Raw genomic sequence first — 26066 nt, forward strand, 5'->3', positions numbered from 1 at the left:
GCCCTATTCCGCCGCTGCCGTGTGCGTATTGGCAAGCCCGCGCATGAATTCCTCCAGCACCGACGCCTGTTCCCGCGTCAGCCGCAGGCCGCGCTTGGTACGCCGCCACAGTACATCTTCGGCGGTCACTGCCCACTCGTTTTCAGCGAGGTAGCGTACTTCCGCCTCGTAGAGATCGGCACCGAAATTCCTGCCGAGGTCCGCGTTCGATTTGGCGAGGCCGAGAACAGTTTTTGCCCGCGTGCCGTAAAGCCGGGTCAACCGGCGCGCATGAACGAAATCGAGAAACGGATAGGCATCCTTGAGCTTTTTCACCTGGGCATCAAAACCCTTGGCGGGAAAGTCGCCGCCCGGCAATGCGGCACTTGCCGTCCACGGCTTGCCCTTCCTGCCAAGCAAGGCCTCGACCTTCTCCAGCATCGCCTCCGACAGGCGGCGGTAGGTGGTGATCTTGCCGCCGAAGATGTTGACGATCGGCGCCGCACCCTCGGGGTTCTCCGCCTTCAGCACATAGTCGCGCGTCGCCTCCTGCGCCTTCGCGGCGCCGTCGTCATAGAGCGGGCGCACCGCCGAGTAGGTCCAGACGATGTCCTCGCGTTTCACCGGCTGGCTGAAATACTCACTTGCCGCGTCGCATAGATAGTCGATCTCGGAATCGGAGATGACCACAGCATTCGGATCGCCTTCATAGTCGCGGTCCGTGGTGCCGATCAGAGTGTAGTCTTCCTCGTAGGGAATGGCGAAGATGATGCGGCCATCGCGGTTCTGGAAAAAGTAGGCCCTTGGATCCTCGAACTTTTTCGGCACCACGATATGGCTGCCCTGGACCAGGCGCACATTATGGACATCGTTCTGTCCGACCGCCGCTGAGAGCACGTGATCGACCCACGGGCCGGCGGCGTTGACGATCAGCCGCGCCCTCACCTCCTCGGTCCGGCGGGTGCGCGAATTCTCGACGCCGATCACCCAGTGACCATTGTCGCGGCGCGCGCCGGTGACCTTGGCGCGGGTGCGGACCGTCGCGCCACGGTCGGCCGCATCGCGCGCGTTCAGCACCACCATGCGGGCGTCGTTGACCCAGCAGTCGGAATATTCGAAGGCCTTTTTAAACAGGTTTTTCAACGGCTTGCCCGAAGCGTCGACGGCCATGTCGAGCGTCTTCGTCGCCGGCAGTTCCTTGCGTCCGCCAATGTGATCGTAGAGGAAAAGCCCGAGCCGGATTAGCCAGGCCGGGCGCAGCCCTTCGGCGTAAGGCAGAACGAAACGCATCGGCCATATGATGTGCGGCGCATTGCGCCACAGCACTTCGCGCTCCATCAGGGATTCGCGCACCAAACGAAACTCGTAATGTTCGAGATAACGCAGCCCGCCGTGGATCAGCTTGGTCGAACCGGATGAAGTTCCGCTGGCCAAGTCATTCATTTCGCATAGGAAAACGGAATAGCCACGACCCGCTGCGTCACGCGCTATGCCGCAGCCATTAATGCCGCCGCCGATGACAAAGATGTCATGGATTTCGTCCACAAAACCTCCCGGCTTTCGCAGTGCAGCATTCTTGCGGCTTTCCGAAAGCGTTTGGGAATTATTTCGAACGAAGAACGAATGTCAAACGAAATCTCAGCTCACGCAGCACATTCGCTTTGCACGGCCTCAGGGCAGCGTCTCGACGAGCTCGACTTCGTTGTCCTGGCAGATCTTGCGCACCTCTTCGATGTCGCAGCGGTCGGTGATGAAGGTGTCGACCTGGCTGAGATGGCCGATGCGCACGGGGGCGGTGCGTTCGAACTTGGTCGCGTCGGAGACCAGGATTACCTGGCGCGCATTGGCGATGATGGCCTGCGCCACCTTCACTTCGCGAAAATCGAAGTCGAGCAGCGCGCCGTCGAGATCGATGGCCGAGGCGCCGATCACTGCGTAGTCGACCTTGAACTGCTTGATGAAATCGACCGCCGCCTCGCCGACGATGCCGCCATCGGACCCGCGCACGACGCCGCCGGCGATCACGACCTCTATCTCAGGATATACCCGCATCCGGTTGGCAACATTGATGTTATTGGTGATGACCATGAGTCCGGTATGGTCGAGAAGCGCCTTCGAGACGGCCTCGGTGGTGGTGCCGATGTTGATGAAAAGCGATGCGTTGTCGGGGATCAGCCGCGCGGCTGCCTTGCCGATCGCCTCCTTCTCGTCGGCGGCGATTTTCCGGCGCGCCTCGTATTCCATGTTCTCGATGCCGGACGGGAAAAGCGCCCCGCCATGGACGCGGGTCAGAAGCCGCTGATCGCACAAATCATTGAGATCCTTGCGGATCGTCTGCGGCGTCACCGCAAAATGCACGGCGAGGTCGTCGACCAGCACCCTTCCGTTGTCCTTCGCCATCTGGATTATCTCGGAATGGCGCGGGGTCAGGTACATGGCTCGGGTGCTCCCGTTTTCGTTTTTTATGATCATATTCGAAAACGAAAGCGAGAAAGAGTCAATGCTTTGGCCAAACGAAACGCCAAATCCGCCAAAATGCCCGAATTTTTCACGAAATTTCCAGGCGAACTCGAAAATGCCGCAGTTCCGACCAGGTTTTGCAGCCGCAACCCGCGCGTTCCATGCATCGTGCATGTCAATTCAGCCTGGCAATCGGCTGGATCAGCCGTTTTCGTGCCGCCTGCATGCTATTTCGGTGATCGTCTTGAAAGCCGAGTCGATATCGGCCTCGGTTGTCTCGAACTGCCCTGCCTGAAAACGGATCGCCACCTGGCCGTCTACCCGCGTCTGCGTCAGGTAGATGCGGCCGTCGTCATTGATCGCGTTGACGAGGGCGAGATTATGCCTGTCGGCATCGCTCCCCGCGGGTGGCTGGTGGCGGAACGAAAACAGCGACAGCATCGGCTCGGAGACGATCTCGAAACCCGGCTCGGCGGCGAGGCGCGCTGCGAGCTTTTCGCTCCAGCGGACATGGTTGCGGATCATTTTTCGCAACCCTTCCAGCCCGTGCGCCCTTAGCAGGAACCACAGTTTCAGTGCGCGGAAACGCCGGCCGAGCGGCACCGACCATTCCGAGTAGTTGATGATGCCGTCCTTGCCATGGGTCTTCAGATATTCCGGCTGGATCGCCAGCGTCTTCACCAGGCTATCAGGCTCTCGGATGAACTGGATCGAACAGTCGAACTGCGCGCCCAACCATTTGTGCGGGTTGAAGACGATGGAATCGGCGCCGTCGACGCCAGCCCAATAGTGCCGGAATTCTTCGCAGATCATGGCAGAGCCCGCCCAGGCGGCGTCGACATGCACGTAGAGGCCGTGCCTGGCGGCGACCGCGCAAACGCCTGCGATGTCGTCGGTGCCGCCAATGCTGGTGCCGCCGACGCAGGCAATGATGCCTGCGGGCAGAAACCCGGCCGCCTTGTCGGCGGCGATTCCTGCCTCCAGTGCGGCGATATCCATGCCGCGCAAGGCGCCGGCGGTCGGGATACGGACAAGGTTTTCCTCGCCGATGCCCGATACCCAGATGGCGCGGTCGATCGAGGTGTGGACCTGGTCGGAACAGTAGATGCGAATGGCAGGCTGGCCGCTGAGCCCCTGCTTGTTGCCTTGCCAGCCGAGCGCCCGTTCGCGCATCACCAGCACGGCGGCAAGCGTCGCCGACGAGGCGGAATCTTGGATGACGCCGGAAAATCCTTCCGGCAGGCCGAGCGCCTGGCGCATCCAGTCGACGATGCGCGTTTCGAGTTCTGTCGCGGCCGGCGAGGTCTGCCACAGCATGCATTGCGCGGCCATCGCTGAGACGAGGTATTCGGCGACCACCGAAACCGGCGCCGCATTGGCGGGAAAATAGGCGAAGAAGCGCGGATGCTGCCAGTGCGTCATGCCGGGCACGATCTTTTCCTCGAAATCCGCGAGGATCGTTTCCATCGGCTCGGCGGCTTCCGGCGGCGATGCGGCAATTTGGGCCAAGATGTCGCCCGGTTGCGTCTGCGCGCGCACCGGCCGTTCACGCAAGGTCTCGCGGTAATCCGCACCCCATTCGGCGGCCTTGCGGGACCAGTCGCGGAATTCGTCAGGATTCATGGGATTTTCACCGGCAAGGTTTCGAAGCGTCTTCCATCCTTAGCAGACATTTCGCCCGTAGGGCGCGCCGGCTGGCCAATGAAACCAGTTCCCACAGACGAAAACCAGACCGCCGAGGCGCAATGTCCTTCCGCTTGACATAAGTGGTATGACCACTGTATGGCCACTGACATGGAGGAGCTTCAGGCAGACAACGACGCATTGCTCGGCGCGGAGAAAGTGTTCTCCTTTTTCCGCAAGGCGCTGCTCGACGGGCGGCTGAAACCGGGCGACCGGCTGCTCAGCGAACGCGAACTGTCGCTGTCGCTCAGCGTCTCGCGGCCGGTCCTCCGCGAAGCGTTCCGCGCCTTGGCGATGCTGGGTTTCCTCGACATCCGCCATGGCAAGGGCGCCTATGTGAAAGGCCCCGACATTTCGGTGCTGACCGATTTCCTGACCTTTTCGTTGGCGCAGCAGCCGGACATTCTCGACGACGTCATGCAGGCGCGCATCGCCATCGAATGCCAGGCGATAAGGCTGGCGTGCGAACGCGCCGGCGATGCCGACCTCGCCGCGATCGGCGGGCGGCTGACACGGCTGATGGATACGCTCGACGACCCGGAAGCCGGCGGCGAGGCCGACTACGCGTTCCACCTGGCAATCGTCGAGGCGGGACGCAGTGCCGCGCTCGTCACGCTCTATCAGGCCATTTCCGAACTTTTGAAGCGCAGCCATACGGCGCGACGGCAGCTGACCGTCGGCGTTCAGGGCATCCGCGACTATCTCGTCGACGCGCACCGCGAGGTGTTTCTGTCGATCGTCGCGCGCGATCCGGACGCCGCCGAAGCCCGGCTGCGCGAGCATTTTGCCATCGGCGACGAATTGCGCCGCAAGAGCATGCTGGCGGCCTACGCCAAGATCGGCCGGCCGGACAGCTAGAACCAGAAAATCAACAGGGAGGAAGACAAATGTTCCAGTTCAGGATTTCAAGGGCAATTGCCGGGGCGCTGGTCGCCGCCGGTCTTGCGGCCTCGGCCGCCGTGGCGCAGGAGCTGCGTTACGCCCATGTCGGCGCCGAGGGCGACATCCAGACGCGTTATGCCGAGGAAGCCGCCAAGGCGATCGCCGCGGCGACCAACAACGAAATCACGGTGCAGGTCTATCCGGCGAGCCAGCTCGGCGGCGTCGCCGAAATGGTCGACGGCGTCAAGATGGGCTCGATCTCACTGGGTCACCACGACTTTGCGTCGCTCGCCCGCATCGTGCCCGAGGTCGCCGTGTTCAATGCGCCCTTCATCTACCGCGACGGCGCCCATGCTCTGGCCGCTACCGACCCGGCGACCTCGCCGGCGCTGCAGGCGATCAACGAAAAGCTGATCGCGTCCGGCGGCATGCGCATCATCGGCCGCATCTATCGCGGCGACCGCCACATCTCCTCGAACTTCGCGGTGAAAACGCCCGACGACCTCGCGGGCAAGCCGTTCCGCGCCGTTCCGCTCGAATTGTGGGTATCGATGGTGAAGGGTTTTGGCGCTATCCCGACGCCTGTCGAGGTGTCGGAACTGCCGACCGCGCTGATGACCGGCGTCGTCGTCGGCCAGGAAAACCCGCTGACCATGATCGCCTCCAACAACCTCAACGAGGTGCAGTCGCACCTGTCGATGACCGGGCACATGCGGGCCGTGCTCGCGGTCTTCATCAACGAGGAGGTCTGGCAGGGGCTCAGCGAAGAACACCGCGCCGCGATCTCCAAGGTGCTGGACGACAAGGCGAAGGAATCGCTGCAGTGGGCAGATGAAGCCGAGGCGAAGCTGGTCGACGAACTGAAGGGGCGCGGCATGACCGTGGTGACCGAAGCCGACGGTCTCGACCTCGCGGCCTTCCGCACCAAGGTCAACGCCCAGATCGCCCAGGACTTCCCGTCCTTCGGGCCGCTGATCGAACAGATCCAGGCCGTCAAGTAAGGCGGGCGGGGCCTGCAAAGGGCCCCGCTTCCCAACTCCCCGGGAGGAAGAAAACATGGAGACCGCGATGCGGATACTGACGGCTGTCGTTGTCGTGCTCATGGCCGGCATCATCCTGGTGCCGATGGCACAGGTGGTGATGCGCGGGGTCTTCGGCCTGCCTTTCATCGGGGCGGAAGAACTGACCCGCTTTCTGCTGATCTGCCTGATCTTCTGCGCCTATCCGCTCGTCGTCGAAGCCGGCGAGAACATCGTCATGGGTGAGTTCAAGGCAGCGATGCCGCGCACTTTGCGCGGCATCGTCAACGTGACGATCTCGGTTTCGGCGGTCGCCGTGACGGGGTTCTTCGCCTATGTCACCGCAGCGAACATCACCAAGAACCTCGACAACGCGACGCCAACGCTCGGCATTCCCTTCGTCATCTTCCTCGGCGCGACGCTGTTCGGTTTCGCTGGTGCTGCGATCGTCCACCTCGTGCATTTGCGCAAGCCGCCGCAAGCCGACACCAACGTGTCGATCTGAGGCCGCCGTCATGGGGTTCCTGTTCGTCGCGGTCTTCCTTGCCCTGTTCATGCTGGGCTTCCCGGTGGTCTACGCCATCCTTTTGCCGTCGGTCGGCTACGTGCTGATCGAAGGGCTGCCGTTCGGCCTGCTTGCCCAGCGCATCACCTATGCGCTCGACAGCTTTCCGCTGGTCGCGGTGCCTTTGTTCATCTTCGTCGGCAACCTGATGAACCTGTCCGGCATCACCGACCGCATCTTCCGTTTCGCCTATACGCTGGTCGGACGCGTTCCCGGCGGGCTGGCGCAGGTCAACGTGTTCGGCAGCCTGGTGTTTTCCGGCATGTCGGGAGCCGCCCTCGCCGACATCGGCGGCCTCGGCCGCATCGAGATCGACGCCATGAAGAAGCGCGGCTTCGACCCGGCCTTTGCCGGCGCGGTGACGGGGGCCTCGGCGACGCTCGGCCCGATCTTCCCGCCGTCCATCCCGCTGATCGTCTATGGCTCGGTCACCAGCGTCTCGATCGTCCAGCTGCTGATAGCGGGCATCCTGCCGGCGATCCTGTGCACCCTCTTCCTGATGCTCACGGTGCTGATCATCGCGATGCGGCACGGCCATCCCCGCGCCGAGCGCTGGCCGACCTTGCGCGAGATCGTGCGCGACTTCCTGCCGGCGCTGCCGGCAATCATCGCGCCGGTGCTGATGGTAGGCGGCATGATGGCCGGCGCCTTCACCCCGACCGAGGCGGCCGCCGTCACCGCCGCCTATGTCATCTTCATCAGCGCCGTGTTCTACCGGGAGCTGACGCTGGAGCACCTGTGGAATTCCGCGGTGCTTACCGCACGCAGTTCGAGCGCCATCCTGATCATCGTCGCGGCGGCTGCCCTGTTCGGCTGGGTGCTGGCGGTCGAGCAGGTGCCGCAGATGTTTGCCGCGACGCTGCTCGGCTGGTCGAAGGACCCGCTGATGCTGCTGATCATCGCCAATCTCATCTTCTTCGTGGCCGGCATGTTCCTGGATTCGACGACGGCGACGCTGCTCCTGGTGCCGATCATCGCGCCGCCGCTGGTGCTGGCGGGCGTCGACCCGGTGCAGCTCGGCATCGTGGCGATCTTCAACCTGATGATCGGCCTGTTGACGCCACCGATGGGACTGTCGCTGTTCCTTGTCGCCAACATAGCGCAAATTTCGATCAAGCAGTTGCTGCGCGCGCTGCTGCCCTTCTACGTTCCGCTGCTGGCCACGCTGGCGATCCTCACCTTCATGAAGGATCTGACGTTGTGGCTGCCGCGGATGATCCAGTGATTTTCAGGCTTTCCGAGGAGACATCTTCCTGATGCGCATCGTTATCGGTTCAGACCATGCCGGCTTTCCGCTCAAGGCGACGATCGCCGACCACATCCGCGCGCTCGGCCATGAATTGCAGGACGCCGGTTCCTACGATCCCAATCCGGTCGATTTTCCCGACATCGCCAAGGCGGTCACGTCAGCGATCGTCGCGGGCAAGGCCGACCGCGGGCTGATGGTCTGTGGCACCGGCGTCGGCGCCTCGATCGCGGCCAACAAGGTCAAGGGCATCCGCGCGGCGGTCTGCCACGATGTCCATTCGGCGCACCAGTCGGTCGAGCACGACGACGTCAACGTGATGTGCATCGGCGCGCAGATCGTCGGGGCATGGCTGGCGAAGGACCTGGTCAGCGCCTACCTCGGTGCCGAATTTTCCACCGACGAGGATTTCCGGCGGCGGGTGGCGAAACTCGCCGACATGGACGCCGAGCGGTAGGCGGGCGATTTGAGCAAATCTCTCCGGCTCTGATCGCGCCGGCCGATCACGCAAGGGCCGCCACAGCTGTCCTCGGCATGCTCGACTCAGTGGATCGTCCGGCAACGCGATGCAGGAGGTCGTGGCCATTCGCTGGATTTCGTGTAGGAAGTATACCTCCCGCTTCTCCTGTCGAGCGTATAGTGGCTGAACAGGGACTTGAAATCCTCATTTTCCCTAAAGAAGCGCAGCAAATCGAAATCCGGATACCGCGAAGGGCTGAAATCGTCGACCAGAATAATTTCGGGAGGATTGCAGGCGAGATCCTCCACGGTTTGACGACGGACCGTATCGGCCATTGCCGCAAGTTCCGGCGACAGCATTCCATTCTGCTTCTCTTCCGCGAACAGCACGTATGTCATCCAGAAGGCATAATGGCGCGACGGCCAGACCAATCCGGCATTCTCGACCATCGGCCACATCCTGGAAGGACTACCTGTAAGGGCGACAGCGACCGTGCCCGGCTTGCTGTCCCGCAGCAATTCGGAGACGCGCGCCTCGGCTGGATTCTTGTACAGACCGCTGGCAACGCCGACGCAGACGGGAGCCAGCAGGCAAACAATCAGCAAGGCGCTCGCGGCGACCCGCATATCGGTCCAGCGGTAGTTCGGCAACACTGTCGCCGTGGCGAAAAACAGCAGGGCACTGACCGGAAGCGCATGATAGGGCCAGCCCTTCCCTTGCATGAAATAGGCCGCGCAGAAGGCCGCCGCCGCGATGGTCGATGCGACGGTCAGTGAAGAGGCCTGACCCCGCTGCAGCCACAAAACGACAAGAGTGAACACCCATATGCTGACGAACGGCTTTGCTATCTGCGTCAGGAGCGGCACCTCGTAACCATCGTATGCGGCGTTGACCATCGGCACCATGGTCGTGAAGAAGGCTGGAGCGAAAAGCAGAACAGCCGCCGCGTAGCAGATTGCTCCGACAGAGAGGACGAGGGTTTCGGGACGCAACGGCATCCATTTGCGCCGTTGCGCATGGAGCAGCCAAAGCTCGAGCAGGATGGGAACAAGGACAAAATAGTGCTTGAGCGCAAAACCCATCCCGCCAATCAGGCCGATCGCGGCGGCGGCCCGCCAGTCGATTTCCCTTCCGTCGAAACGTCGGGCGATCAGCGCGAGATACGCGACGGCGCCGATCAATGAGAGGTGTTCGCGCTGGGCGAAATGCGCCAGCGGCAGGAGCACCAGCGCGAGCAAGGCCGAGGCAAGCAGCATCGCCCGGGTCAGCGGCGGTTTGTCGGCAATCAGAACGGCCAGCAGGAAAAGCGCCGCGCCGATCATCGAGAATACGGCTGCGACGATTGCCTGCGTCGGCGAGATGCCGAACGCCTGCGCGATCCACTCGACCGGTACCGCCATCCAGAACCAGAGTGGCGGATTGAGCTCCAGGATATCGACGTAGAGGGCAGCACCACCAAGCAGTTGGCGCGCGATCCACATCTGCCAGACCACGTCATGCGAGACCGGGATGTTGCGGAGCAGGAGATAGGCGCCAACGATGCCGGTCAACACGCCGGCTTCCGGCCAGCGCTTCGCAAAAAAACCAATGGAAAGACCGCCGCGACCGACCTGCTCCGGGTTGGCTGCGACGAAAACGAAGCGCGCCGAGCAAAGGTAGAAAATCACCGAATAGGCGCAGATCCCGACGAGATGGGTAAGCGGGTTGTCGACAAGGCCGAGGGCGCGAAACGACAGCAGGATCGCCAGATTGACGCCATAGGCCAGAACGAACGCCATCGCGTATCGCGTAAGGACGCCGCTCCCGAAACCCGGTGTCCAGCGGAAGGTCCAGCGGCTGTTGAGGATAAAGCCCAGGGCAAGCCCCGCGGCGTAGCCGCTGACGTTCGCGATGATGTCGCCGAAACCCAGTTGGAGCGCGGCAAGGATCACCCCGTAGCCGACCACGGTATTCAGCAGCCCGACAACGCCGAAGCGGACAAAGCGGGACTGCTCAGCCGTGTTTGACCGTATGGACAAAATACTGGGCTCCGAGAGGAATGGAGGTGAGAAAACGCTCGAACGGCCGCAGTCCTGCAAGGGCGCGCGGGAAAAATATCCGGAAAACGGTCTGCATGTGCGGGAAACCGGCGGCGGCCAGCCGCGCGCGCATCGCACCGGGCTTTATCAGCACGGCATTCTCGTCGAAGGCGCAGTTTCGAACCGCATGCAGGGTCAGCGGATTCCAGGGATTGTGCTCGAACAGAAAGAAACTCCCGCCGCTGGCGAGCACGCGGCCGATCTCCCTGAGCAGGCCGACATGAAGCGTTTCAGGAATGTGGTGAAAGACGCAGGCGGTGAAGACCAGGTCGAAATGCCGGTCGCCGAATGGAATGGTCTCGCCGTCGAACGGCTGGAAACGGGCCTCCCCCGGAAATCGCTGGCGGGCGATGTCGAGCGATTGCGACGACGGGTCGAGCATTACGATCTCGCTGTCGGGAAAGGCATTGCGCATATGCTTGAGCGAATTTCCAACGCCGGCGCCGAAATCGAGGATGCGGCGCGGCTTGACGCTCCGAGCGGCGAGCACCCTGGCGACGTCGTCTATCTTGTATTTGGCAAAGAATTCAGGCTTTTCGCCGCTCAGCCGGATGCTGGCCTCGTGCTGCGCCTGGTATTCGGCCGCGAACCGATCGAACTCCGCCTCAAGCACGAACCGCTTCCTTGACGAGTTTCTGGAGGCGATGAACCGGCAACGCCGCTTCCGTGCCGGCAGTCCCATGAGCGGCTATCTCGTTCACGATGTACAGCGGCCGCCGCTTGGCTTCCATGTACATGCGTCCGAGATATTCGCCGAAAATACCGAGCACCATCAGTTGGACGCTGCCAAGGATCAATATGATCGCGGCAAGGCTGGTCCATCCCGGCAGCACGCTGCCCACGGCCCAGGAAATCAGCGTGTATCCCAGGGTAAGGAAACCCATCAGCCCAAACGCAAGGCCCAGATGGGACGCAAAGCGCAGCGGCGCGATGGAGAAACTCGTCATCGCGTCCATCGCCAGAAGGATCATCTTCCTCAAGGGATAATGCGTGGTGCCGGCAAAGCGGCGATGCCGGCGATACGGGAATGCCACCTGCCTGAGCCCGATCCAGCTGACCATTCCGCGAATGAAACGATAGCGCTCGGGCATCGCGTTCAAATGATCGAGCGCGCGGCGGCTCATCAAACGGAAATCGCCGGTATTGGGCGCGATGTCGACGTCGACCATCCGGCGCAACACGCGATAGAACGCCGACGCGGTAGCCAGCTTGAACCAGCTTTCCCCCTCGCGCTCCAGCCGCTGGCCGTAGACCACGTCGAAACCCTCGTCCATCTTGCCCATGAGGTCGCCGAGCAACTCCGGCGGATCCTGCAGATCGGCGTCGAGGATGAGAATCCGCTCGCCGCGGCAAAACTCCAGGCCCGCGCTGAGCGCAATCTGATGACCATAATTCCGGGCGAGATCGATGCCGACAATCCGGCTGTCGGTGGCGGCCAGCGCAAAGATTGCGTCGCGCGTACCGTCAGTGGACCCATCGTTCACCAGGACGATCTCGTAGGAATGGCCGGTTTGCTTGCGGCAGGCTTCGGTTACGCGCCGGTAAAGTTCATCTATTCCGTCCCGCTCGTTGTAGCAGGGAACCACCACCGACAGCGCAACATCGTGCAACGTCGAAACTTTTTTGAGACCGCCCACCGCTCAATTCTCCGCCCGATGCGGACGGATCATAAAGTCGAGAGGTTAGAAAACAGATAATTGCCCCTTCCCGCCGCCTTCGGGAGGGGCCTTCCGCCAAGCCGGTTTCTGTTCAGGTTTCCGGAAAATCCGGCAACTGCTTGAAGGCTTCCTTCAGAGCGTTGGACCAGCCGTCGGAGATGGTGCGGTAATACGGATCGTCGATGCCGATGCGCTTCCTGAAGCCGACCTTCATGGTGTCCTTGGGATAGAACATCAGGTCGAGCGGCAGGCCGACGGAAAGGTTCGATTTCAGTGTCGAGTCGAACGAGACCATCAAGAGCTTGGCCGTTTCGGCGAAACTCATCGCCTTGTCATAGGCCCGCACGATGATCGGCTTGCCGTATTTGGTCTCGCCGATCTGGAAGAACGGCGTGTCCTCGCTGCACTCGATGAAATTGCCTTCCGGATAGATCTGGAACAGCCGCGGCGGGCTGCCTTTGATCTGGCCGCCGAGGATGAACGAGGCGTTGAAGTAGGAATCCGCCTTCTGCCCCTCGTCGGCATGGCTGGCGATGACTTCCTTGACGGTGTTCCCGACCAGCCTTGCGGTCTGGTACATCGAAGGCGTCTCGAGCAGCGTCGGCATGCGGTCGGCGACGGCCTTGGTGCGCTCGTCGAGCAGGCTCACCACCGATTGCGTCGTCGCCAGGTTGCCGGCGGTCAAAAGCACGATGACGCGCTCGCCCGGCTCCTCCCAGATATGCATCTTGCGGAAGGTGGATATGGAATCGATGCCGGCATTGGTGCGCGTGTCCGACATGAACACGAGGCCGCTATCGATCCTGAGGCCGACACAATAAGTCATCGAATCTCGCTGACTGCATACGATATCGGGGGATTACTGCTCTACCGTGATGTGGACTGCAAGCTGTTCTTCCGCCTGTCCCAAACGAATGCCGGAGACCGGCATGGCGTCGCGATAGTCGCGGCCGGTGGCGACACGGACGTAACGCTCGTCGGCCGAAATGCCGTTGGCGACGTCGAATGCCACCCAGCCGAGATTGGCGACATGGGCTTCCGCCCAGGCATGGGTGGCGACCTGGTCCAGCCTGTCGTTCATCATCAGATAGCCGCTGACGTAGCGCGCTGGAAAGCCCAGCAGCCGCGCGGCGGCGATGAAGATGTGGCTGTGGTCCTGGCAGACGCCGGTGCCCTGAAGCAGCGCGTCTTCGGCGACCGTGGTGGAATCGGTGGCGCCGATCGTATAGGCGACGCGCCCGTGGATCGCCGCCATCAGCCGGTGCAGCCGGTCGAGATCGGCGCCACCGTTGATCTCCTTGGCCAGCCCGCGGATGCCTTCTCCAGTCGCAGTCAGCGGCGTTTCGCTTCCGAACAGCCAGAGCGGCGCGAAACCGCGATGCGCGCCCATCACGCCGGCGGTGTTGTGGGTCTCGACCTCGCCGGTCGCTTCGACGCTGATGACATGCGGATCGCCCTCGACGCTCAGGAGCCGCGTATCGTTGCCGAAATGATCGGTGAACCGCACCTCCTCTCGCGCGCCGTCGATAGCCAGCGACCATGATCTGATCGTTTGCGTCGAACCGCCATAAGGCACCAGCCGCAACCGCTGCAGCGCGTAATGCACCGGTACATCGTACCGGTATTCGGTGCGGTGGGTGATTTTCAGGAGCATGGTGTCTTTTCGCCGTCAGTAGAAGCGGAAGTTCTGCGCAACCTCGTCACCCAACCTGTTGTTGTCGCGGATGAATTCGACCAGGAATTCGTGCAGGCCGGCATCGAAGATGTCCTTGATCGAATTGACCTTCAGCTTGGCCAGGGTCTGGTCGAGCGTGTCGTGGCAGCAGTGGCGCGTGTTGTAGTCCTTCTCCAGGTAGGAAAGGCTCTCCGAGATGTTCTGGTAGCAATAGGCGAGCGACCGCGGCATGCGGCCGTTGAGGATGAGGTAGTCGGCGATGTTGGTCGGCCGGTAGTCGGCTTCGTAGACCCAACGGTACGAACGATGCGCGGCGACCGAGCGCAGGATCGATTCCCACTGATAATTGTCGAGCGTCGATCCGACCCAGGCTATCGACGGCAGCAGCACGTAATATTTGACGTCGAGGATGCGCGCCGTGTTGTCGGCCCTCTCGATGAAAGTGCCGAGTTGGGCGAAGTCGAAATTTTCGTTGCGCAGCGCCGTGCCGTGAAATGAACCGCGGATCAGCGCCGTCTCGCGCTTGATGGCGTCGAGCACGCTCGGCAGTTCGGTCTGCTCGACCGGCCTCGCCAGCATACGCTTCAGCGCCATCCAGGCTTCGTTGATCGATTCCCAGGTCTCGCGCGTCAGCGCGGTGCGCACCATGCGGGCGTTGCTGCGTGCCGTCTCGATCGCCCCCATGACGCTCGACGCATTGGTCGGCTCGCGCAGCAGGAAATCCGACACGGTTTCGGCGTTCACGTCCTGGTGCCGCTGGCGGAAGGCGACGTCGGCGCCGGCGCTCAGGAGCACGGAGTTCCATTCCTCCGACGAACTCGCCGTCCGCGTCAGCGCCATCCGCAGGCCGGCATCGAGCAGGCGGGCCATGTTCTCCGTCCGCTCGATATAGCGGCTCATCCAGTAGAGGCCATTGGCGGTGCGGCCGAGAAGCATTAGCGCGACGCTCCTCTCGATAGTGAATGGTGAATAGTGAGTAGTGAGTAGTGACAAACCGCCATCTCAAGGCTTCCGCTGCAGGCTACGGATCATTGCGCGCAGCATTTTGCCCAGGTCATCAGACTGGGTCAGCAACCGAAGGACGTCGCTTTCGACCATCAAATTCACCCTTCCACACAAAATCAGATGCGTCTCCAACTCTTTGAGAGAACCCTGCGCGATCCTCAGAAACTGAATAAACGACCCTCTATGCTCCCTTCCGTAACCTTCGGCGATGTTCGCCGCGATGGAGGCTGCCGACCGTCGAACCTGCGACATCATTCCGTAAATCTCACTATTCGGAAACGCTTTGGTTGCTGCATAGCAGTCCACAGCGAGTTCGATCGCCGCCTTCCAAACAAGCAAATCTCTGTAGGAATTTACAGTCGTCGCCGAGCCCTTTCATTTCACTACTCACTACTCACTACTCACTACTCACTACTGCCTACTCACCTCCCCACCCTTCAATCATCCAACACCCACGTATCCTTCGTCCCGCCGCCTTGCGATGAGTTGACCACCAGCGATCCCTGCTTCAGCGCCACGCGGGTCAGGCCGCCGGGCACGATCTGGATGCGATCCGACACCAGCACGAACGGCCGCAGGTCGACATGGCGCGGCGCCAGTCCCTTTTCGGTGAGGATCGGGCAGGTCGACAGCGAAAGCGTCGGCTGCGCGATGTAGTTCGACGGGCGCGCCGCGAGTTTCTTGGCGAAATCCTCGCGCTCCTTGCGGCTGGCCGCCGGGCCGACCAGCATGCCGTAGCCGCCGGACCCGTGCACTTCCTTGACCACCAGGTCGGCAAGGTGCTCCAGCACGTATTTCAGGCTGTCCGGTTCCGAGCAGCGCCAGGTCGGGATGTTGCCGAGGATCGCCTTGCGGCCGGTGTAGAATTCGATGATCTCGGGCATATAGGAATAGATCGCCTTGTCGTCGGCGATGCCGGTGCCGGGCGCGTTGGCGATGGTGATGTTGCCGGACCGGTAGACATCCATGATGCCCGGCACGCCGAGCGTCGAATCCGGCTTGAAGGTGAGCGGGTCGAGATAGGCGTCGTCGACCCTTCGGTAGAGCACGTCGATCTGCTTGTAGCCTTCGGTCGTGCGCATCGCGACATGGCCGTCGACGACGCGCAGATCCTGCCCCTCGACCAGTTCGACGCCCATCTGGTCGGCAAGGAACGCATGCTCGAAATAGGCGGAATTGAAGCTGCCCGGGGTTAGCACGGCGATGCGCGGTGCATCGCGCACATTATCGGGCCTCACCGCGCCCAGCGACTGCCGCAGCAACTGCGGATAGTTCTCGACCGGCCGCACCTTCACCCGCTGGAACAGCTCGGGGAAGAGCTGCATCATCGTCTCGCGGTTCTCCAGCATGTAGGAAACGCCTGACGGCGTGCGCGCATTGTCCTCGAGCACGTAGAACTCGTTCTCGTCGATGCGCACGATGTCGACGCCGATGATGTGGGTGTAGACGCCTTTCGGCGGCCTTATGCCGATCATCTCCGGCAGGAACGCTTCGTTGGCGGCGATCAATTCCTTCGGCACGCGGCCGGAGCGCAGGATTTCCTGGCGATGATAGATGTCGTCGAGAAAGGCGTTGAGCGCCTGCACCCGCTGTTCGATGCCCTGGGTAAGCCGCCGCCATTCGGAACCCGAGATGATGCGCGGCACGATGTCGAACGGGATCAGCCGCTCGGCGGCTTCTTCCTCGCCGTAGACGGCAAAGGTGATGCCCGTCTTGCGGAACACGCGCTCGGCGTCACGCATTTTTTCGGTAAGTCTTGCGGGGTCCTGGGCCTGAAACCAGCGATCATAGGCTGAATATGGTTTGCGCAACCCGGTCTCTTCGGGGTGCATCTCATCGAATGCTGTCACGCACATCTCCCCTGTGACGCCATTTCAGCGGCGTCAGGGCGGAAAAGCAAGCGTAATCGCATAGTTGTCGCCGGGCACGAGCCGCTGACGCGCGTTTGCCCAATTTCGCGGCACCTTGCATGCCGCTTTGCGGCGGCCTTGGGCAACCGGCGCGGAGCCGAGTGAACCCGGAGGAAATCAGGGCCGCCAGTGAAACCCCACACGCCCGCCCGCCGTATGATATTATGGAGGTCCGGGCGAATCCGCCGGCAAGCGGCTGGCGCCAGGACGGGAGATAGCCCATGCGCATCGCCTTTGTTGGTCTGTTCATGCTTGCGCTGGCGTTGCCGGCGTCCGCCGGCGATGCCGAGGTCAAGGCGGCGCAAGGCGCCATTGACGGCCAACTCAGGGCCTTTCGCGCCGGCGACGACGAAGGCGCCTACAGTTACGCCGCGCCCAATGTGAAGCGCATTTTCCCGACGCTCGACATCTTCATGAACATGGTCACCGGCGCCTACAAGCCGGTTCACAAGCCGCGCAACTATGCGTTCGGCAAGGTCCAGGAACTGAGCCCGACATCGATCATCCAGCAGGTCATGATCGTGGGCGAGGACGGCAAGGACTATGAAGCCGTCTACACGCTCGAATTGCAGCCGGACGGCAAATTCCGCATCACCGGTGTCAGCCTGCGCGCCTCGACCTCGCTGAGCACCTGAACCGGGCGACGAAGACACCATGAAACACGCAACTACCTATGGCCTGGCGCTGCTCATCTTCCTGCTGCTCGATTTTCTCTGGCTCGGTTTCGTCGCGCGCGGCTTGTACGTCAGCCGCATCGGCGAGATGATGCTCGACCGGCCGAAATGGGGCGTTGCCGGTGTCTTTTATGCCCTCTATGTGATCGGCCTCGTCTATTTTGCCATCAGCGCCGGCCTGGAAGCCGGCAACTGGCGGATTGCCGCTGTCAACGGCGCGCTGTTCGGCTTCTTCACCTACCTCACCTACAACGCCACCAACCTGTCGGTTTTCAGGGGATACGATCCGGTCGTCGCCGTCGTCGACACGGCCTGGGGCACCCTGATGGGTGCGGTGGCCTCTGGCGTCACAGTGGCGATCCTCGTTCCATTCTGGCGCGACACGCACAGCTAGGGCATGTCGCGCGATGACGTTCATTCAGTCAGGCGGCTAGAATGAAAACTCAAGCGTTACGCCTGAGCGTTGGGGCCGCCAGTAACGGTGATGATAGCGGGAGCCGTGCCGCCTGTAGTAATAATCGTCGTCGTAGTAACGATCCCGCCAGGCGTGCCTTCTCCAGTGACGGCGTTCAGCGCGCCAATGACGACGTTCGGCGCGCCAGTGACGATGCCCGCGGTGCCACTTCCGGTGCCTGACTTGTTGGACATCGGTTCGCGTCTCAACGGACTTCGGTACGAAGACGGGGGCCGCATTCAGCGGCATCGCCGGCGCAATCAAGAACGACGCCGCCAGCGTGGTGGCCAAAAAACCAGATTGAAGCCTGTTCATTGCTTCCTCCTGACAGTCGAGGTTGTCGTCCCTAATCTGATCGAAAAACGTACCAGGACAGCCGGGGTTCCGGTCTGCACCTTCACGGTATGTTGCGCACAATGCCCGAATGGCATCGATTCGGAAGGGCGCATTCGACCTCGGCGGTTGATGACCCCTAGATCGCCGCCAGATCACCCCTCGCCCAGCCTTCGCTGATGGCCGCGGCCCTCTCGGTGAACTGGCCCGCCTCGATCGCGTCGCGGATGTCCTGCATGAGCCGCTGGTAATAGGAAAGATTGTTCCAGGTCAGAAGCATGGCGCCCAGTGCCTCCTGCGACTTCACCAGATGGTGCAGGTAGGCGCGGGAATAGTCGCGCGCCGCGGGGCAATCGCTTTCCTCGTCCAGCGGGCGCGGATCGTCGGCATGGCGGGCATTGCGCAGATTGACCTTGCCGCGACGGGTATAGGCAAGGCCGTGGCGCCCTGCCCTGGTCGGCATCACGCAATCGAACATGTCGATGCCGCGGGCCACCGATTTCAGGATGTCGTCGGGCGTGCCGACGCCCATCAGGTAGCGCGGCTTTTCCGCGGGCAGTTCGGGACAGGTGACGTCGAGCATGTCGAGCATGACGGCCTGCGGCTCGCCGACTGCCAGTCCGCCGACTGCATAACCTTTCAGGTCCATGCCGCTCAGCGCGGACGCGGAACGCACCCTCAGCCGCGCATTGTCACCGCCCTGGACGATGCCGAACATCGCCTTGCCCGGCTGCACGCCGAAGGCTGTCTTGCAGCGCTCGGCCCAGCGCAGCGAAAGCTCCATGGCGCGCTCGATCTCGTTTTCCTTGGCCGGCAGGGCAACGCACTCGTCGAGCTGCATCTGGATGTCGGAATCGAGCAGACCCTGGATTTGGATCGAACGCTCCGGCGACATCTCGTAGGCGGCGCCGTCGATATGCGAGCGGAAGGTGACGCCCTTCTCGTCGAGTTTCCTGAGCTGCGCCAGCGACATCACCTGGAAGCCGCCGCTGTCGGTGAGGATCGGATACGGCCAGCGGGCAAAATCGTGCAATCCGCCGAGACGAGCCACGCGCTCGGCGCCAGGCCGCAGCATCAGATGGTAGGTGTTGCCCAGGATGATGTCGGCGCCGACACCGCGAACCTGGTCCATATACATGGCCTTGACGGTGCCGCCGGTGCCGACCGGCATGAAGGCCGGTGTGCGCACGGTGCCGCGCGGCATCGAGATTTCGCCGCGCCGTGCCTTGCCGTCGGTTGCCTTGAGCCGGAATCCAAAATTATCCGCCATCATATTCCTTGTCGTGAACGGGCGCACCGGCCGCCTGCTCTTCCAGCGACTGCCGGTAGTGGATGCAGCCGCGCATGAATCTCGGCCATGGCGGCACCGCGATCGCAGGTGCCGTCTTCTCCGGCAACAGCGCCCACAGGTCGGGGTGGTGCCAACACAGATCGTGACCGGTGGAGTCGCGATGCTTGCGAATGCCGGCCCTCAGTTTCTTTGCCTCGGCGATCAGTGCCGGGCGGTCCATCGTCTGCAGATCGTCGTCCATCGCTATTCCTCCGCTTTGAACAGAAGGCTTGCGTCTCCGTAGGAGTAGAATCTGTAGCGGTTTTCGATGGCGTGGCGATAGGCCTCGCGCATGGTCTCCAGTCCGGCAAAGGCTGAAACCAGCATGAACAGCGTCGAGCGCGGCAGGTGGAAATTGGTCATCAGCACGTCGACCGCCTTGAAACGATAGCCGGGAGTGATGAAGATGTCGGTCGGGCCGGACCACGGTTCCACCGTGCCGTCGCGCGCCGCACTCTCGATCAACCTGAGCGAAGTGGTCCCGACGCAGACGACCCGGCCGCCGCGCGCCTTGGCCGCGTTGATCGCGTCGGCGGTCTGTTTCGAAATATGCCCGGTCTCGGCATGCATCTTGTGGCCGGCCGTGTCGTCGGCCTTGACCGGCAGGAACGTTCCAGCCCCGACATGCAGCGTCACGAAAAGCCGCTCGATGCCGCGCGCGTCGAGCGCTGCGAACAGGTCCGGCGTGAAATGCAGTCCGGCTGTGGGGGCGGCCACGGCGCCCTCGTCCCGGGCATAAACCGTCTGGTAGTCGGTCAGGTCGCGGGCGTCGTCAGGACGCTTCGAGGCGATGTAGGGCGGCAGCGGGATATGGCCGACTGCGTGCAGCGCCTCGTCGAGGAAGGCGCCGGACAGGTCGAAACCGAGCAGTACCTCGCCAGCATCGCGTTTTTCCAGCACGGTGGCGTCGAGATTCCCGAGGAAACAGGCATTGCCGTCATGGCCGAAGCGAATGCGGTCGCCTTCCGCCACGCGTTTGGCCGGCCGCATGAACGCAAGCCAGCGGTCGGGCGCGGTGCGCATGTGCAAGGTGGCATCGACATTGGCGAGCGCCTCGCCGCGCTGCCTGGTGCCGTTCAGCTGCGCCGGAATGACTTTTGTGTCGTTGAAGACCAGCACGTCGCCGGGCTGCAGTAGGGCCGGCAGTGCGCCGACGACATCGTCCACCAGCGGTTTTCCCGGCTGCACGACGAGCAGCTTTGCGGAATCGCGCGGCACGGCCGGCCGCAACGCGATACGGTCTTCGGGAAGCTCGAAATCGAAAAGATCGACGCGCATCAGTAAACGCGGATCATCAGCGCTCCGGCGAGCAAAAGCAGAGCGCCGACGATCCTGCCCATGGAGATTTCACGCACCGCGACGCCGAGGAAACCGACGCGGTCGATGAGCATGCCGGCGATGAGCTGGCCGGTGACGAGAAAGGCCATCAACGCCGCCGCGCCGAGCTTCGGCGTCAGGATGACAGCGCTGGTCACATAGGCCGCGCCGAGGAAGCCGCCGGCGGCAAACAGCCAGAGCGCCGGCGCCTGCCAGTCGATCGAAACCTGCTGCGCCCGCGTCATCAGCAGCGAAATGACGCCGAGGATGACGGCGCCGGAAAGGAACGAAAAGGCGGCCGCCGCCACCGGCAGGCCGAGCCCGCGCGCCAGTTGCGCGTTGATCGGCGCCTGCACGGCAATGAAGGCGCCCGCCAGAACGCCGAGCAACGACCAGAGGACGCCCGCCATTTCCTGCCCCGGTCAGGCCGCCTTGACGTCGGCGGCAACCTTCATCGAGACGATCTTGTCGGGATCCTGCACCGGCTCGCCGCGCTTGATCTTGTCGACATTGTCCATGCCTTCGATGACCTGGCCCCACACCGTGTACTGGCGGTTCAGGAACCCGGCGTCCTCGAAGCAGATGAAGAACTGCGAGTTCGCCGAATTCGGGTTCTGCGCGCGCGCCATCGAGCAGGTGCCGCGGGCATGGTTCATGTTGGAGAACTCGGCCTTGAGGTCCGGCTTGTCCGAACCGCCCATGCCGGCGCGCGACGGATTGAACGACGCACCGTCGGACTTGCCGAACTTGACGTCGCCGGTCTGCGCCATGAAGCCATCGATGACGCGGTGGAAGACGACGCCGTCATAGGCGCCCTCGCGGGTCAGCTCCTTGATGCGTCCGACATGGCCGGGCGCCAAATCCGGAAGCAGTTCGATGACGACCTTCCCCTTGGTGGTTTCCATGAGAAGCGTGTTTTCCGGATCCTTGATATCGGCCATCAGCCAATTCCTTCCTGTTTTACTGTGATTATTTTGGGTCTGCCGCGATGCGGACCTTGATCATGCGGTCGGGATCGCTGACGACCCCGTTCTGCGCCGAATCGCCCTTCTTGATCTTGTCGACCAGGTCCATGCCGCTTTCGACGGTGCCGACGACCGTGTACTGGCCCTCGAGCGGCGGCGCCGGCGCGAACATGATAAAGAACTGCGAGTTGGCCGAATCCGGGCTCTGGGCGCGCGCCATGCCGACGGTGCCGCGGACATAGTGCTCCTGGCTGAATTCGGCCGGCAGGTCGGGTTTGTCGGAACCGCCGGTACCGGCTGAGTTGGGATCGAAGCCGTCATTCATGTCGCCGTACTGGACGTCGCCGGTCTGCGCCATGAAACCGTCGATGACGCGGTGGAAGGCGACGTTGTCGTAGGCGCCTTCGCGCACCAGCGCCTTGATCTGCTCGACATGCTTCGGCGCCAGGTCGGGACGCAGCGCGATGGTCACGTCGCCGTCCTTCAGCGTGATGACCATGGTGTTTTCCGGATCGGCGGCGAATGCCGACACGCTTCCGGCGATGAGGCCGGCAACGACAACAAACAGGGAAGCAAGCCTTTTCAGCTGCATGAATGTCTCCTCGACCTTTATTTTGCGAATTTCTTCTTCAATGCGACCGCGACCGCTTCCGGCACGAAGGGGCGGATGTCGCCGCCCATCGAGGCTATCTGGCGGACAAGTGTGGCGGTAATGGTGCGGACCGAGGGGCTCGCCGGAAGAAACACGGTCTGCAGATCCGGCGCCATCGTCTCGTTCATGCCCGCCATCTGCATCTCGTAGTCGAGATCGGTGCCGTCGCGCAGGCCGCGGATCATGATCGAGGCGCCATGCTTGCGCGCCGCGTCGATGACCAGCCCCTGGAAGGAAACGACGCGGATGCGCTTGCCGTCCTTGCCGAACTCGGCGGCGGCATTGTCGATCAAAGCCGCGCGCTCCTCGAACGTGAAAACGGCCGTCTTCGACACCTGGATGCCGATCGCCGCGAACACAAGATCGGCAACTGCGAGCGACGCCTTGAGGACATCGAGATGTCCGTTGGTCAGCGGGTCGAAGGAACCGGCATAGATAGCGATGCGCTCAGTCATGGTTGGCGGTTCTAGCGACCTCTTTCGGCAAAGGCAATTCGCCAGTCACGGACAAATCTCGCGGCCCAGACGTAGCCCGGTGAACGGCCAACGAACGGACGGATCACGAAAGGTTCAACGGCGCAATACCAAAGTGACCCTTCAGAAGATGAAACCAAACACCCATGTAAACGTTGTAAGGCGCAGGAGAACAGAACAATGATGATTTTCATGCTCGCCGCCGCAATGACAGTTGCCATGCTGATCGCCACCGCTTTCGGCATCCATCATGAAGCTCAACGCGTGCGCATGGACGACCGCAACGACCGTTTTACCCCCTACGGTCACCGCTAGGTCAAGAAAAAGGCCGGACACGATCCGGCCTTTGCTGTGCGCGTCTTGGGACGGGTTTAAATATCACCGTCCGTTTCGCCGGAAGTTTCCTCCCCGCCATTTTCGGAAACCTCTTCGCCATTCTCTTCGTCGCCTTGCGGCTCCGAGATGGGCTCGACCGAAACCACCTTTTCGCCTTCGGCGGTGTTGAAGATGGTCACGCCCTTGGTGGCGCGGCTGGCGAAGCGGATACCGTTGACAGGCACGCGGATGACGGTGCCGCCATCCGAGACAAGCATGATCTGGTCGTCATTGCCGATCGGGAAAGCCGCCACCAACTGGCCGATCTCGGCGACCTTGGACACATCGGTCGCCCGGATGCCCTTGCCGCCACGGCCGGTGAGCCTGAAATCGTAGGACGATGAACGCTTGCCGTAACCGTATTCGGTGACCGTCAGGACGAACTGTTCGTGCTGCTTCAGGAACTCGTAGCGCTCGTCGGAAAGATCGGTTTCCTCGCCGACCTCCTCGTTGGTCAGCGCGATTTCCTCTTCCTCGCCGGACGCACCGGCCGCCAGGCGCCGTTCATTGGCCGAGCGCTTCAGGTAGGCGGCGCGTTCGGACGGTTCGGCATCGACGTGCTCGATAACGGCCATCGAAATGACCCGGTCGCTGTCGGCCATCGAGATGCCGCGCACGCCGACCGAATTGCGGCTCTGGAACACGCGCACGTCGCTGACCCGGAACCGGATGCACTGGCCCGAATTGGCGGTCAGGAGCACGTCGTCATTGTCGGTGCAGGTTTCGACACCGAGAATCTCGTCGCCCTCTTCCTCGAGCTTCATGGCGATCTTGCCGTTGCGGTTGACCTGTATGAAGTCTGAGAGCTTGTTCCGGCGCACCGTGCCGCGCGTGGTCGCGAACATCACGTCGAGTTCGCTCCAGCTCGCCTCGTCTTCCGGCAGCGGCATGATCGTGGTGATGCGCTCGCCTTGCTGCAATTGCAAAAGGTTGATCAGCGCCTTGCCGCGCGACTGCGGATTGCCGATCGGCAGCCGCCAGACCTTTTCCTTGTAGACGATGCCGCGCGACGAGAAGAACAGCACCGGCGTGTGGGTGTTGGCGACAAACAGCCGGGTGACGAAATCCTCGTCCTTGGTCGACATGCCGGAACGGCCCTTGCCGCCGCGGCGCTGCGCCCGGTACTGCGACAGCGGCACCCGCTTGATGTAGCCGGAATGGCTGACGGTGACGACCATGTCCTCGCGCTGGATCAGGTCCTCGTCTTCCATGTCGGCGCCGCCCTCGGCGAGTTCGGTGCGGCGCGGCGTGCCGAACTCGTCGCGCACCGCGGCCAGTTCGTCCTTGACGATCTGCTGGATGCGGGCGCGTGACGAGAGGATGTCGAGGAAATCGGTGATCTCGGCGCCGATCGTATTCAATTCGTCGGCGATCTCGTCGCGGCCAAGCGCGGTCAGGCGCTGCAGCCGCAATTCGAGGATGGCGCGCGCCTGTTCCTCGGAAAGATTGTAGGTGCCGTCCTCATTGATGCGGTGGCGCGGATCGTCGATCAAAAGGATCAGCGACTCGACATCGGCGGCCGGCCAGCGGCGCTCCATCAACTGCTCGCGGGCGGTCTGCGGATCGGGCGCCTGGCGGATAAGCTTGATGACTTCGTCGATATTGGCGACCGCGATCGCCAGGCCGACCAATACGTGCGCCCGCTCGCGCACTTTCCTGAGCAGGAACTTGGTGCGGCGGCTGATGACGTCCTCGCGAAAGGCGATGAAGGCCTTCAGCATGTCGATCAGCGTCATCACCTCCGGCTTGCCGCCGTTGAGCGCCACCACATTGGCGCCGAACGAGGTCTGCAGCGGCGTGTAGCGATAGAGCTGGTTCAAGACGACATCGGCAACCGCGTCGCGCTTCAGTTCGATGACGACGCGATAGCCCTGCCGGTCGCTCTCGTCGCGGATGTCGGAAATGCCCTCGACGCGCTTCTCGCGCACCAGATCGGCCATTTTTTCGATCATCGTGGCCTTGTTCACCTGGAACGGCACCTCGGTGATGATGATCGCCTCGCGATCGTTGGCCCGCTGTTCGATGTTGACGCGGCCGCGCATCAGGATCGAGCCGCGCCCGGTCGAATAGGCGTTGTAGATGCCGGAGCGTCCAAGCACGATGCCGCCGGTCGGAAAATCCGGGCCTGGGATGATCTCCATCAGGTCAGCAAGTTCCATCGCCGGATTGTCGATCAGCGCGATGGTGCCGTTGACGATTTCGCCGAGATTGTGCGGCGGGATATTGGTCGCCATGCCGACGGCGATGCCGCCCGACCCGTTGACCAGCAGGTTCGGAAACCGCGCCGGCAGCACGCGCGGCTCTTCGGCAGACGCATCGTAATTGTCCTGGAAATCGACGGTTTCCTTGTCGATATCCTCCAGCAGTTCATGCGCAACCTTGGTCAGGCGGGATTCGGTGTAGCGCATGGCCGCCGGCGGATCGCCGTCGATCGAGCCGAAATTGCCCTGCCCATCGATCAGCGTTACCCGCATCGACCAGTCCTGCGCCATGCGCACGAGGGCGTCGTAGATCGAGGCGTCGCCATGCGGATGGTATTTACCCATCACGTCGGCGACCGGCCGCGCTGATTTCACGTATTTGCGGTTCCAGTGATAGCCGCTCTCATGCGCCGCGTAGAGGATGCGACGATGCACCGGCTTCAGCCCGTCGCGCACGTCGGGCAGCGCGCGGCTGACGATCACGCTCATCGCGTAATCGAGATAGGAGCGCTGCATCTCCTCGATGATGGAAATCGGCTCGATGCCGGTCGGGCCGCCATCGCCGCCGCGCGGTGTCTTCTGGTCAGTCAAATTGGGTCACAATCACTATGGGAATCACACTCGTCTTATATAGGAAAGCCTTGCAATTCTCCAATGGCGACGGGATTTTTC

The 26066-nt window shown here is 62.4% G+C and carries 28 protein-coding genes; 8 read left to right on the forward strand and 20 right to left on the reverse strand.

What is annotated here, in order from left to right:
• Nucleotides 1-3: 3 nt before the first annotated feature.
• The 3 genes from glpD to OHD58_RS17025 form a co-directional block, all read right to left on the reverse strand.
• Nucleotides 4-1524 carry a glycerol-3-phosphate dehydrogenase gene (gene glpD / locus OHD58_RS17015; protein WP_263804600.1) on the reverse strand — a complete coding sequence of 507 codons (1521 nt, stop codon included), beginning with the start codon at nucleotides 1522-1524 and terminating at the stop codon, nucleotides 4-6.
• Between the two features lie 126 nt (nucleotides 1525-1650).
• Nucleotides 1651-2415, reverse strand: a complete 765-nt coding sequence (locus tag OHD58_RS17020; protein WP_263804601.1) for a DeoR/GlpR family DNA-binding transcription regulator — start codon at nucleotides 2413-2415, stop codon at nucleotides 1651-1653.
• Nucleotides 2416-2640: 225 nt separating this feature from the next.
• Complete coding sequence (locus OHD58_RS17025; RefSeq protein WP_263804602.1) at nucleotides 2641-4062, reverse strand: pyridoxal phosphate-dependent decarboxylase family protein; 1422 nt, start codon at nucleotides 4060-4062, stop codon at nucleotides 2641-2643.
• A gap of 159 nt (nucleotides 4063-4221) precedes the next feature.
• Between OHD58_RS17025 and OHD58_RS17030 the strand changes: the two genes are divergently transcribed.
• The 5 genes from OHD58_RS17030 to rpiB are packed head-to-tail and all read left to right on the forward strand — an operon-like array spanning nucleotide 4222 to nucleotide 8291.
• Nucleotides 4222-4980, forward strand: coding sequence for a FadR/GntR family transcriptional regulator (locus OHD58_RS17030; protein WP_412177227.1), 759 nt, complete (start codon nucleotides 4222-4224; stop codon nucleotides 4978-4980).
• Between the two features lie 29 nt (nucleotides 4981-5009).
• Complete coding sequence (locus OHD58_RS17035) at nucleotides 5010-6005, forward strand: TRAP transporter substrate-binding protein (protein ID WP_263804603.1); 996 nt, start codon at nucleotides 5010-5012, stop codon at nucleotides 6003-6005.
• Between the two features lie 55 nt (nucleotides 6006-6060).
• Nucleotides 6061-6528 carry a TRAP transporter small permease gene (locus OHD58_RS17040; RefSeq protein WP_263804604.1) on the forward strand — a complete coding sequence of 156 codons (468 nt, stop codon included), beginning with the start codon at nucleotides 6061-6063 and terminating at the stop codon, nucleotides 6526-6528.
• Nucleotides 6529-6538: 10 nt separating this feature from the next.
• On the forward strand, nucleotides 6539-7813 hold the full coding sequence (locus OHD58_RS17045; protein WP_263804605.1) for a TRAP transporter large permease: 1275 nt from the start codon (nucleotides 6539-6541) through the stop codon (nucleotides 7811-7813).
• A gap of 31 nt (nucleotides 7814-7844) precedes the next feature.
• On the forward strand, nucleotides 7845-8291 hold the full coding sequence (rpiB, locus tag OHD58_RS17050; RefSeq protein WP_263804606.1) for a ribose 5-phosphate isomerase B: 447 nt from the start codon (nucleotides 7845-7847) through the stop codon (nucleotides 8289-8291).
• Between the two features lie 86 nt (nucleotides 8292-8377).
• Here the strand turns inward: rpiB and OHD58_RS17055 are convergent, their stop codons facing one another.
• The 8 genes from OHD58_RS17055 to OHD58_RS17090 all read right to left on the reverse strand — a co-directional run bounded on the left by OHD58_RS17055 (nucleotide 8378) and on the right by OHD58_RS17090 (nucleotide 16560).
• The gene (locus OHD58_RS17055) at nucleotides 8378-10312 is read right to left on the reverse strand and encodes a GtrA family protein (RefSeq protein ID WP_263804607.1); all 1935 of its coding nucleotides are present in this window, start codon (nucleotides 10310-10312) and stop codon (nucleotides 8378-8380) included.
• Complete coding sequence (locus tag OHD58_RS17060; RefSeq protein WP_263804608.1) at nucleotides 10287-10985, reverse strand: class I SAM-dependent methyltransferase; 699 nt, start codon at nucleotides 10983-10985, stop codon at nucleotides 10287-10289. The genes OHD58_RS17055 and OHD58_RS17060 overlap by 26 nt, the downstream gene beginning before the upstream one ends.
• Nucleotides 10978-12009: a glycosyltransferase family 2 protein gene (locus OHD58_RS17065; protein ID WP_263804609.1), complete on the reverse strand. Its 1032-nt coding sequence runs from the start codon at nucleotides 12007-12009 to the stop codon at nucleotides 10978-10980. Before OHD58_RS17065 ends, OHD58_RS17060 begins: the two co-directional genes overlap by 8 nt.
• A gap of 112 nt (nucleotides 12010-12121) precedes the next feature.
• A complete protein-coding gene (locus OHD58_RS17070) occupies nucleotides 12122-12856 on the reverse strand; it encodes a proteasome-type protease (protein WP_263804610.1) in 735 nt (244 codons plus the stop codon).
• 33 nt (nucleotides 12857-12889) lie between these two features.
• Nucleotides 12890-13684 carry a transglutaminase family protein gene (locus tag OHD58_RS17075; protein ID WP_263804611.1) on the reverse strand — a complete coding sequence of 265 codons (795 nt, stop codon included), beginning with the start codon at nucleotides 13682-13684 and terminating at the stop codon, nucleotides 12890-12892.
• A gap of 15 nt (nucleotides 13685-13699) precedes the next feature.
• Nucleotides 13700-14641 (reverse strand): alpha-E domain-containing protein, encoded by a 942-nt coding sequence (locus OHD58_RS17080; protein ID WP_263804612.1) that lies wholly within the window; start codon nucleotides 14639-14641, stop codon nucleotides 13700-13702.
• A gap of 66 nt (nucleotides 14642-14707) precedes the next feature.
• Nucleotides 14708-15049, reverse strand: coding sequence for a four helix bundle protein (locus OHD58_RS17085; RefSeq protein WP_412177228.1), 342 nt, complete (start codon nucleotides 15047-15049; stop codon nucleotides 14708-14710).
• 98 nt (nucleotides 15050-15147) lie between these two features.
• Complete coding sequence (locus OHD58_RS17090; RefSeq protein ID WP_412177229.1) at nucleotides 15148-16560, reverse strand: circularly permuted type 2 ATP-grasp protein; 1413 nt, start codon at nucleotides 16558-16560, stop codon at nucleotides 15148-15150.
• A 281-nt stretch (nucleotides 16561-16841) separates the two neighbouring features.
• On the opposite strand from OHD58_RS17090, the gene OHD58_RS17095 reads away from it, so the two are divergent.
• Together OHD58_RS17095 and OHD58_RS17100 are read left to right on the forward strand one after the other, a co-directional pair.
• Nucleotides 16842-17255, forward strand: coding sequence for a DUF4864 domain-containing protein (locus OHD58_RS17095; RefSeq protein ID WP_263804614.1), 414 nt, complete (start codon nucleotides 16842-16844; stop codon nucleotides 17253-17255).
• Between the two features lie 19 nt (nucleotides 17256-17274).
• On the forward strand, nucleotides 17275-17688 hold the full coding sequence (locus tag OHD58_RS17100) for a DUF2177 family protein (RefSeq protein WP_263804615.1): 414 nt from the start codon (nucleotides 17275-17277) through the stop codon (nucleotides 17686-17688).
• A 36-nt stretch (nucleotides 17689-17724) separates the two neighbouring features.
• Here the strand turns inward: OHD58_RS17100 and OHD58_RS17105 are convergent, their stop codons facing one another.
• From OHD58_RS17105 to coaD, 8 genes are all read right to left on the reverse strand, one after another.
• Nucleotides 17725-18063 (reverse strand): hypothetical protein, encoded by a 339-nt coding sequence (locus tag OHD58_RS17105; protein ID WP_263804616.1) that lies wholly within the window; start codon nucleotides 18061-18063, stop codon nucleotides 17725-17727.
• A gap of 157 nt (nucleotides 18064-18220) precedes the next feature.
• Nucleotides 18221-19351: a tRNA guanosine(34) transglycosylase Tgt gene (gene tgt, locus OHD58_RS17110; protein ID WP_263804617.1), complete on the reverse strand. Its 1131-nt coding sequence runs from the start codon at nucleotides 19349-19351 to the stop codon at nucleotides 18221-18223.
• A complete protein-coding gene (locus tag OHD58_RS17115) occupies nucleotides 19341-19613 on the reverse strand; it encodes a hypothetical protein (RefSeq protein ID WP_263804618.1) in 273 nt (90 codons plus the stop codon). Before OHD58_RS17115 ends, tgt begins: the two co-directional genes overlap by 11 nt.
• A 2-nt stretch (nucleotides 19614-19615) precedes the next feature.
• Entirely contained in the window at nucleotides 19616-20689 is a 1074-nt protein-coding gene (queA, locus tag OHD58_RS17120; protein WP_263804619.1) for a tRNA preQ1(34) S-adenosylmethionine ribosyltransferase-isomerase QueA, read from the reverse strand.
• Nucleotides 20689-21138, reverse strand: coding sequence for a DMT family transporter (locus tag OHD58_RS17125; protein ID WP_263804620.1), 450 nt, complete (start codon nucleotides 21136-21138; stop codon nucleotides 20689-20691). The genes queA and OHD58_RS17125 overlap by 1 nt, the downstream gene beginning before the upstream one ends.
• A gap of 12 nt (nucleotides 21139-21150) precedes the next feature.
• A complete protein-coding gene (locus OHD58_RS17130) occupies nucleotides 21151-21669 on the reverse strand; it encodes a peptidylprolyl isomerase (RefSeq protein WP_263804621.1) in 519 nt (172 codons plus the stop codon).
• Nucleotides 21670-21697: 28 nt separating this feature from the next.
• On the reverse strand, nucleotides 21698-22285 hold the full coding sequence (locus OHD58_RS17135) for a peptidylprolyl isomerase (protein WP_263804622.1): 588 nt from the start codon (nucleotides 22283-22285) through the stop codon (nucleotides 21698-21700).
• Nucleotides 22286-22302: 17 nt separating this feature from the next.
• Nucleotides 22303-22800 (reverse strand): pantetheine-phosphate adenylyltransferase, encoded by a 498-nt coding sequence (gene coaD / locus OHD58_RS17140; RefSeq protein WP_263804623.1) that lies wholly within the window; start codon nucleotides 22798-22800, stop codon nucleotides 22303-22305.
• Nucleotides 22801-22998: 198 nt separating this feature from the next.
• Between coaD and OHD58_RS17145 the strand changes: the two genes are divergently transcribed.
• Nucleotides 22999-23133, forward strand: a complete 135-nt coding sequence (locus tag OHD58_RS17145; RefSeq protein ID WP_263804624.1) for a hypothetical protein — start codon at nucleotides 22999-23001, stop codon at nucleotides 23131-23133.
• 56 nt (nucleotides 23134-23189) lie between these two features.
• On the opposite strand, the gene gyrA is transcribed toward OHD58_RS17145, so the two are convergent.
• Nucleotides 23190-25985, reverse strand: a complete 2796-nt coding sequence (gyrA, locus tag OHD58_RS17150; RefSeq protein WP_263804625.1) for a DNA gyrase subunit A — start codon at nucleotides 25983-25985, stop codon at nucleotides 23190-23192.
• Nucleotides 25986-26066: the final 81 nt, after the last annotated feature.

It is taken from the genome of Mesorhizobium sp. ZC-5 (genome assembly GCF_025753855.1).
In the GTDB taxonomy this organism is placed as follows: Bacteria; Pseudomonadota; Alphaproteobacteria; order Rhizobiales; family Rhizobiaceae; genus Neomesorhizobium.

What these genes read in the sequence shown, in the direction of transcription:
- OHD58_RS17130 (WP_263804621.1), bottom strand. Translation starts at nt 21,669, where the DNA reads ATGGCCGATATCAAGGATCCGGAAAACACGCTTCTCATGGAAACCACC.
- queA (WP_263804619.1), bottom strand. Translation starts at nt 20,689, where the DNA reads ATGCGCGTCGATCTTTTCGATTTCGAGCTTCCCGAAGACCGTATCGCG.
- OHD58_RS17125 (WP_263804620.1), bottom strand. Translation starts at nt 21,138, where the DNA reads ATGGCGGGCGTCCTCTGGTCGTTGCTCGGCGTTCTGGCGGGCGCCTTC.
- OHD58_RS17035 (WP_263804603.1), top strand. Translation starts at nt 5,010, where the DNA reads ATGTTCCAGTTCAGGATTTCAAGGGCAATTGCCGGGGCGCTGGTCGCC.
- OHD58_RS17100 (WP_263804615.1), top strand. Translation starts at nt 17,275, where the DNA reads ATGAAACACGCAACTACCTATGGCCTGGCGCTGCTCATCTTCCTGCTG.
- OHD58_RS17105 (WP_263804616.1), bottom strand. Translation starts at nt 18,063, where the DNA reads ATGAACAGGCTTCAATCTGGTTTTTTGGCCACCACGCTGGCGGCGTCG.
- coaD (WP_263804623.1), bottom strand. Translation starts at nt 22,800, where the DNA reads ATGACTGAGCGCATCGCTATCTATGCCGGTTCCTTCGACCCGCTGACC.
- OHD58_RS17025 (WP_263804602.1), bottom strand. Translation starts at nt 4,062, where the DNA reads ATGAATCCTGACGAATTCCGCGACTGGTCCCGCAAGGCCGCCGAATGG.
- OHD58_RS17070 (WP_263804610.1), bottom strand. Translation starts at nt 12,856, where the DNA reads ATGACTTATTGTGTCGGCCTCAGGATCGATAGCGGCCTCGTGTTCATG.
- tgt (WP_263804617.1), bottom strand. Translation starts at nt 19,351, where the DNA reads ATGGCGGATAATTTTGGATTCCGGCTCAAGGCAACCGACGGCAAGGCA.
- OHD58_RS17145 (WP_263804624.1), top strand. Translation starts at nt 22,999, where the DNA reads ATGATGATTTTCATGCTCGCCGCCGCAATGACAGTTGCCATGCTGATC.
- OHD58_RS17135 (WP_263804622.1), bottom strand. Translation starts at nt 22,285, where the DNA reads ATGCAGCTGAAAAGGCTTGCTTCCCTGTTTGTTGTCGTTGCCGGCCTC.
- OHD58_RS17080 (WP_263804612.1), bottom strand. Translation starts at nt 14,641, where the DNA reads ATGCTTCTCGGCCGCACCGCCAATGGCCTCTACTGGATGAGCCGCTAT.
- rpiB (WP_263804606.1), top strand. Translation starts at nt 7,845, where the DNA reads ATGCGCATCGTTATCGGTTCAGACCATGCCGGCTTTCCGCTCAAGGCG.
- OHD58_RS17095 (WP_263804614.1), top strand. Translation starts at nt 16,842, where the DNA reads ATGCGCATCGCCTTTGTTGGTCTGTTCATGCTTGCGCTGGCGTTGCCG.
- OHD58_RS17020 (WP_263804601.1), bottom strand. Translation starts at nt 2,415, where the DNA reads ATGTACCTGACCCCGCGCCATTCCGAGATAATCCAGATGGCGAAGGAC.
- OHD58_RS17115 (WP_263804618.1), bottom strand. Translation starts at nt 19,613, where the DNA reads ATGGACGACGATCTGCAGACGATGGACCGCCCGGCACTGATCGCCGAG.
- OHD58_RS17075 (WP_263804611.1), bottom strand. Translation starts at nt 13,684, where the DNA reads ATGCTCCTGAAAATCACCCACCGCACCGAATACCGGTACGATGTACCG.
- OHD58_RS17040 (WP_263804604.1), top strand. Translation starts at nt 6,061, where the DNA reads ATGGAGACCGCGATGCGGATACTGACGGCTGTCGTTGTCGTGCTCATG.
- OHD58_RS17030 (WP_412177227.1), top strand. Translation starts at nt 4,222, where the DNA reads ATGGCCACTGACATGGAGGAGCTTCAGGCAGACAACGACGCATTGCTC.
- OHD58_RS17045 (WP_263804605.1), top strand. Translation starts at nt 6,539, where the DNA reads ATGGGGTTCCTGTTCGTCGCGGTCTTCCTTGCCCTGTTCATGCTGGGC.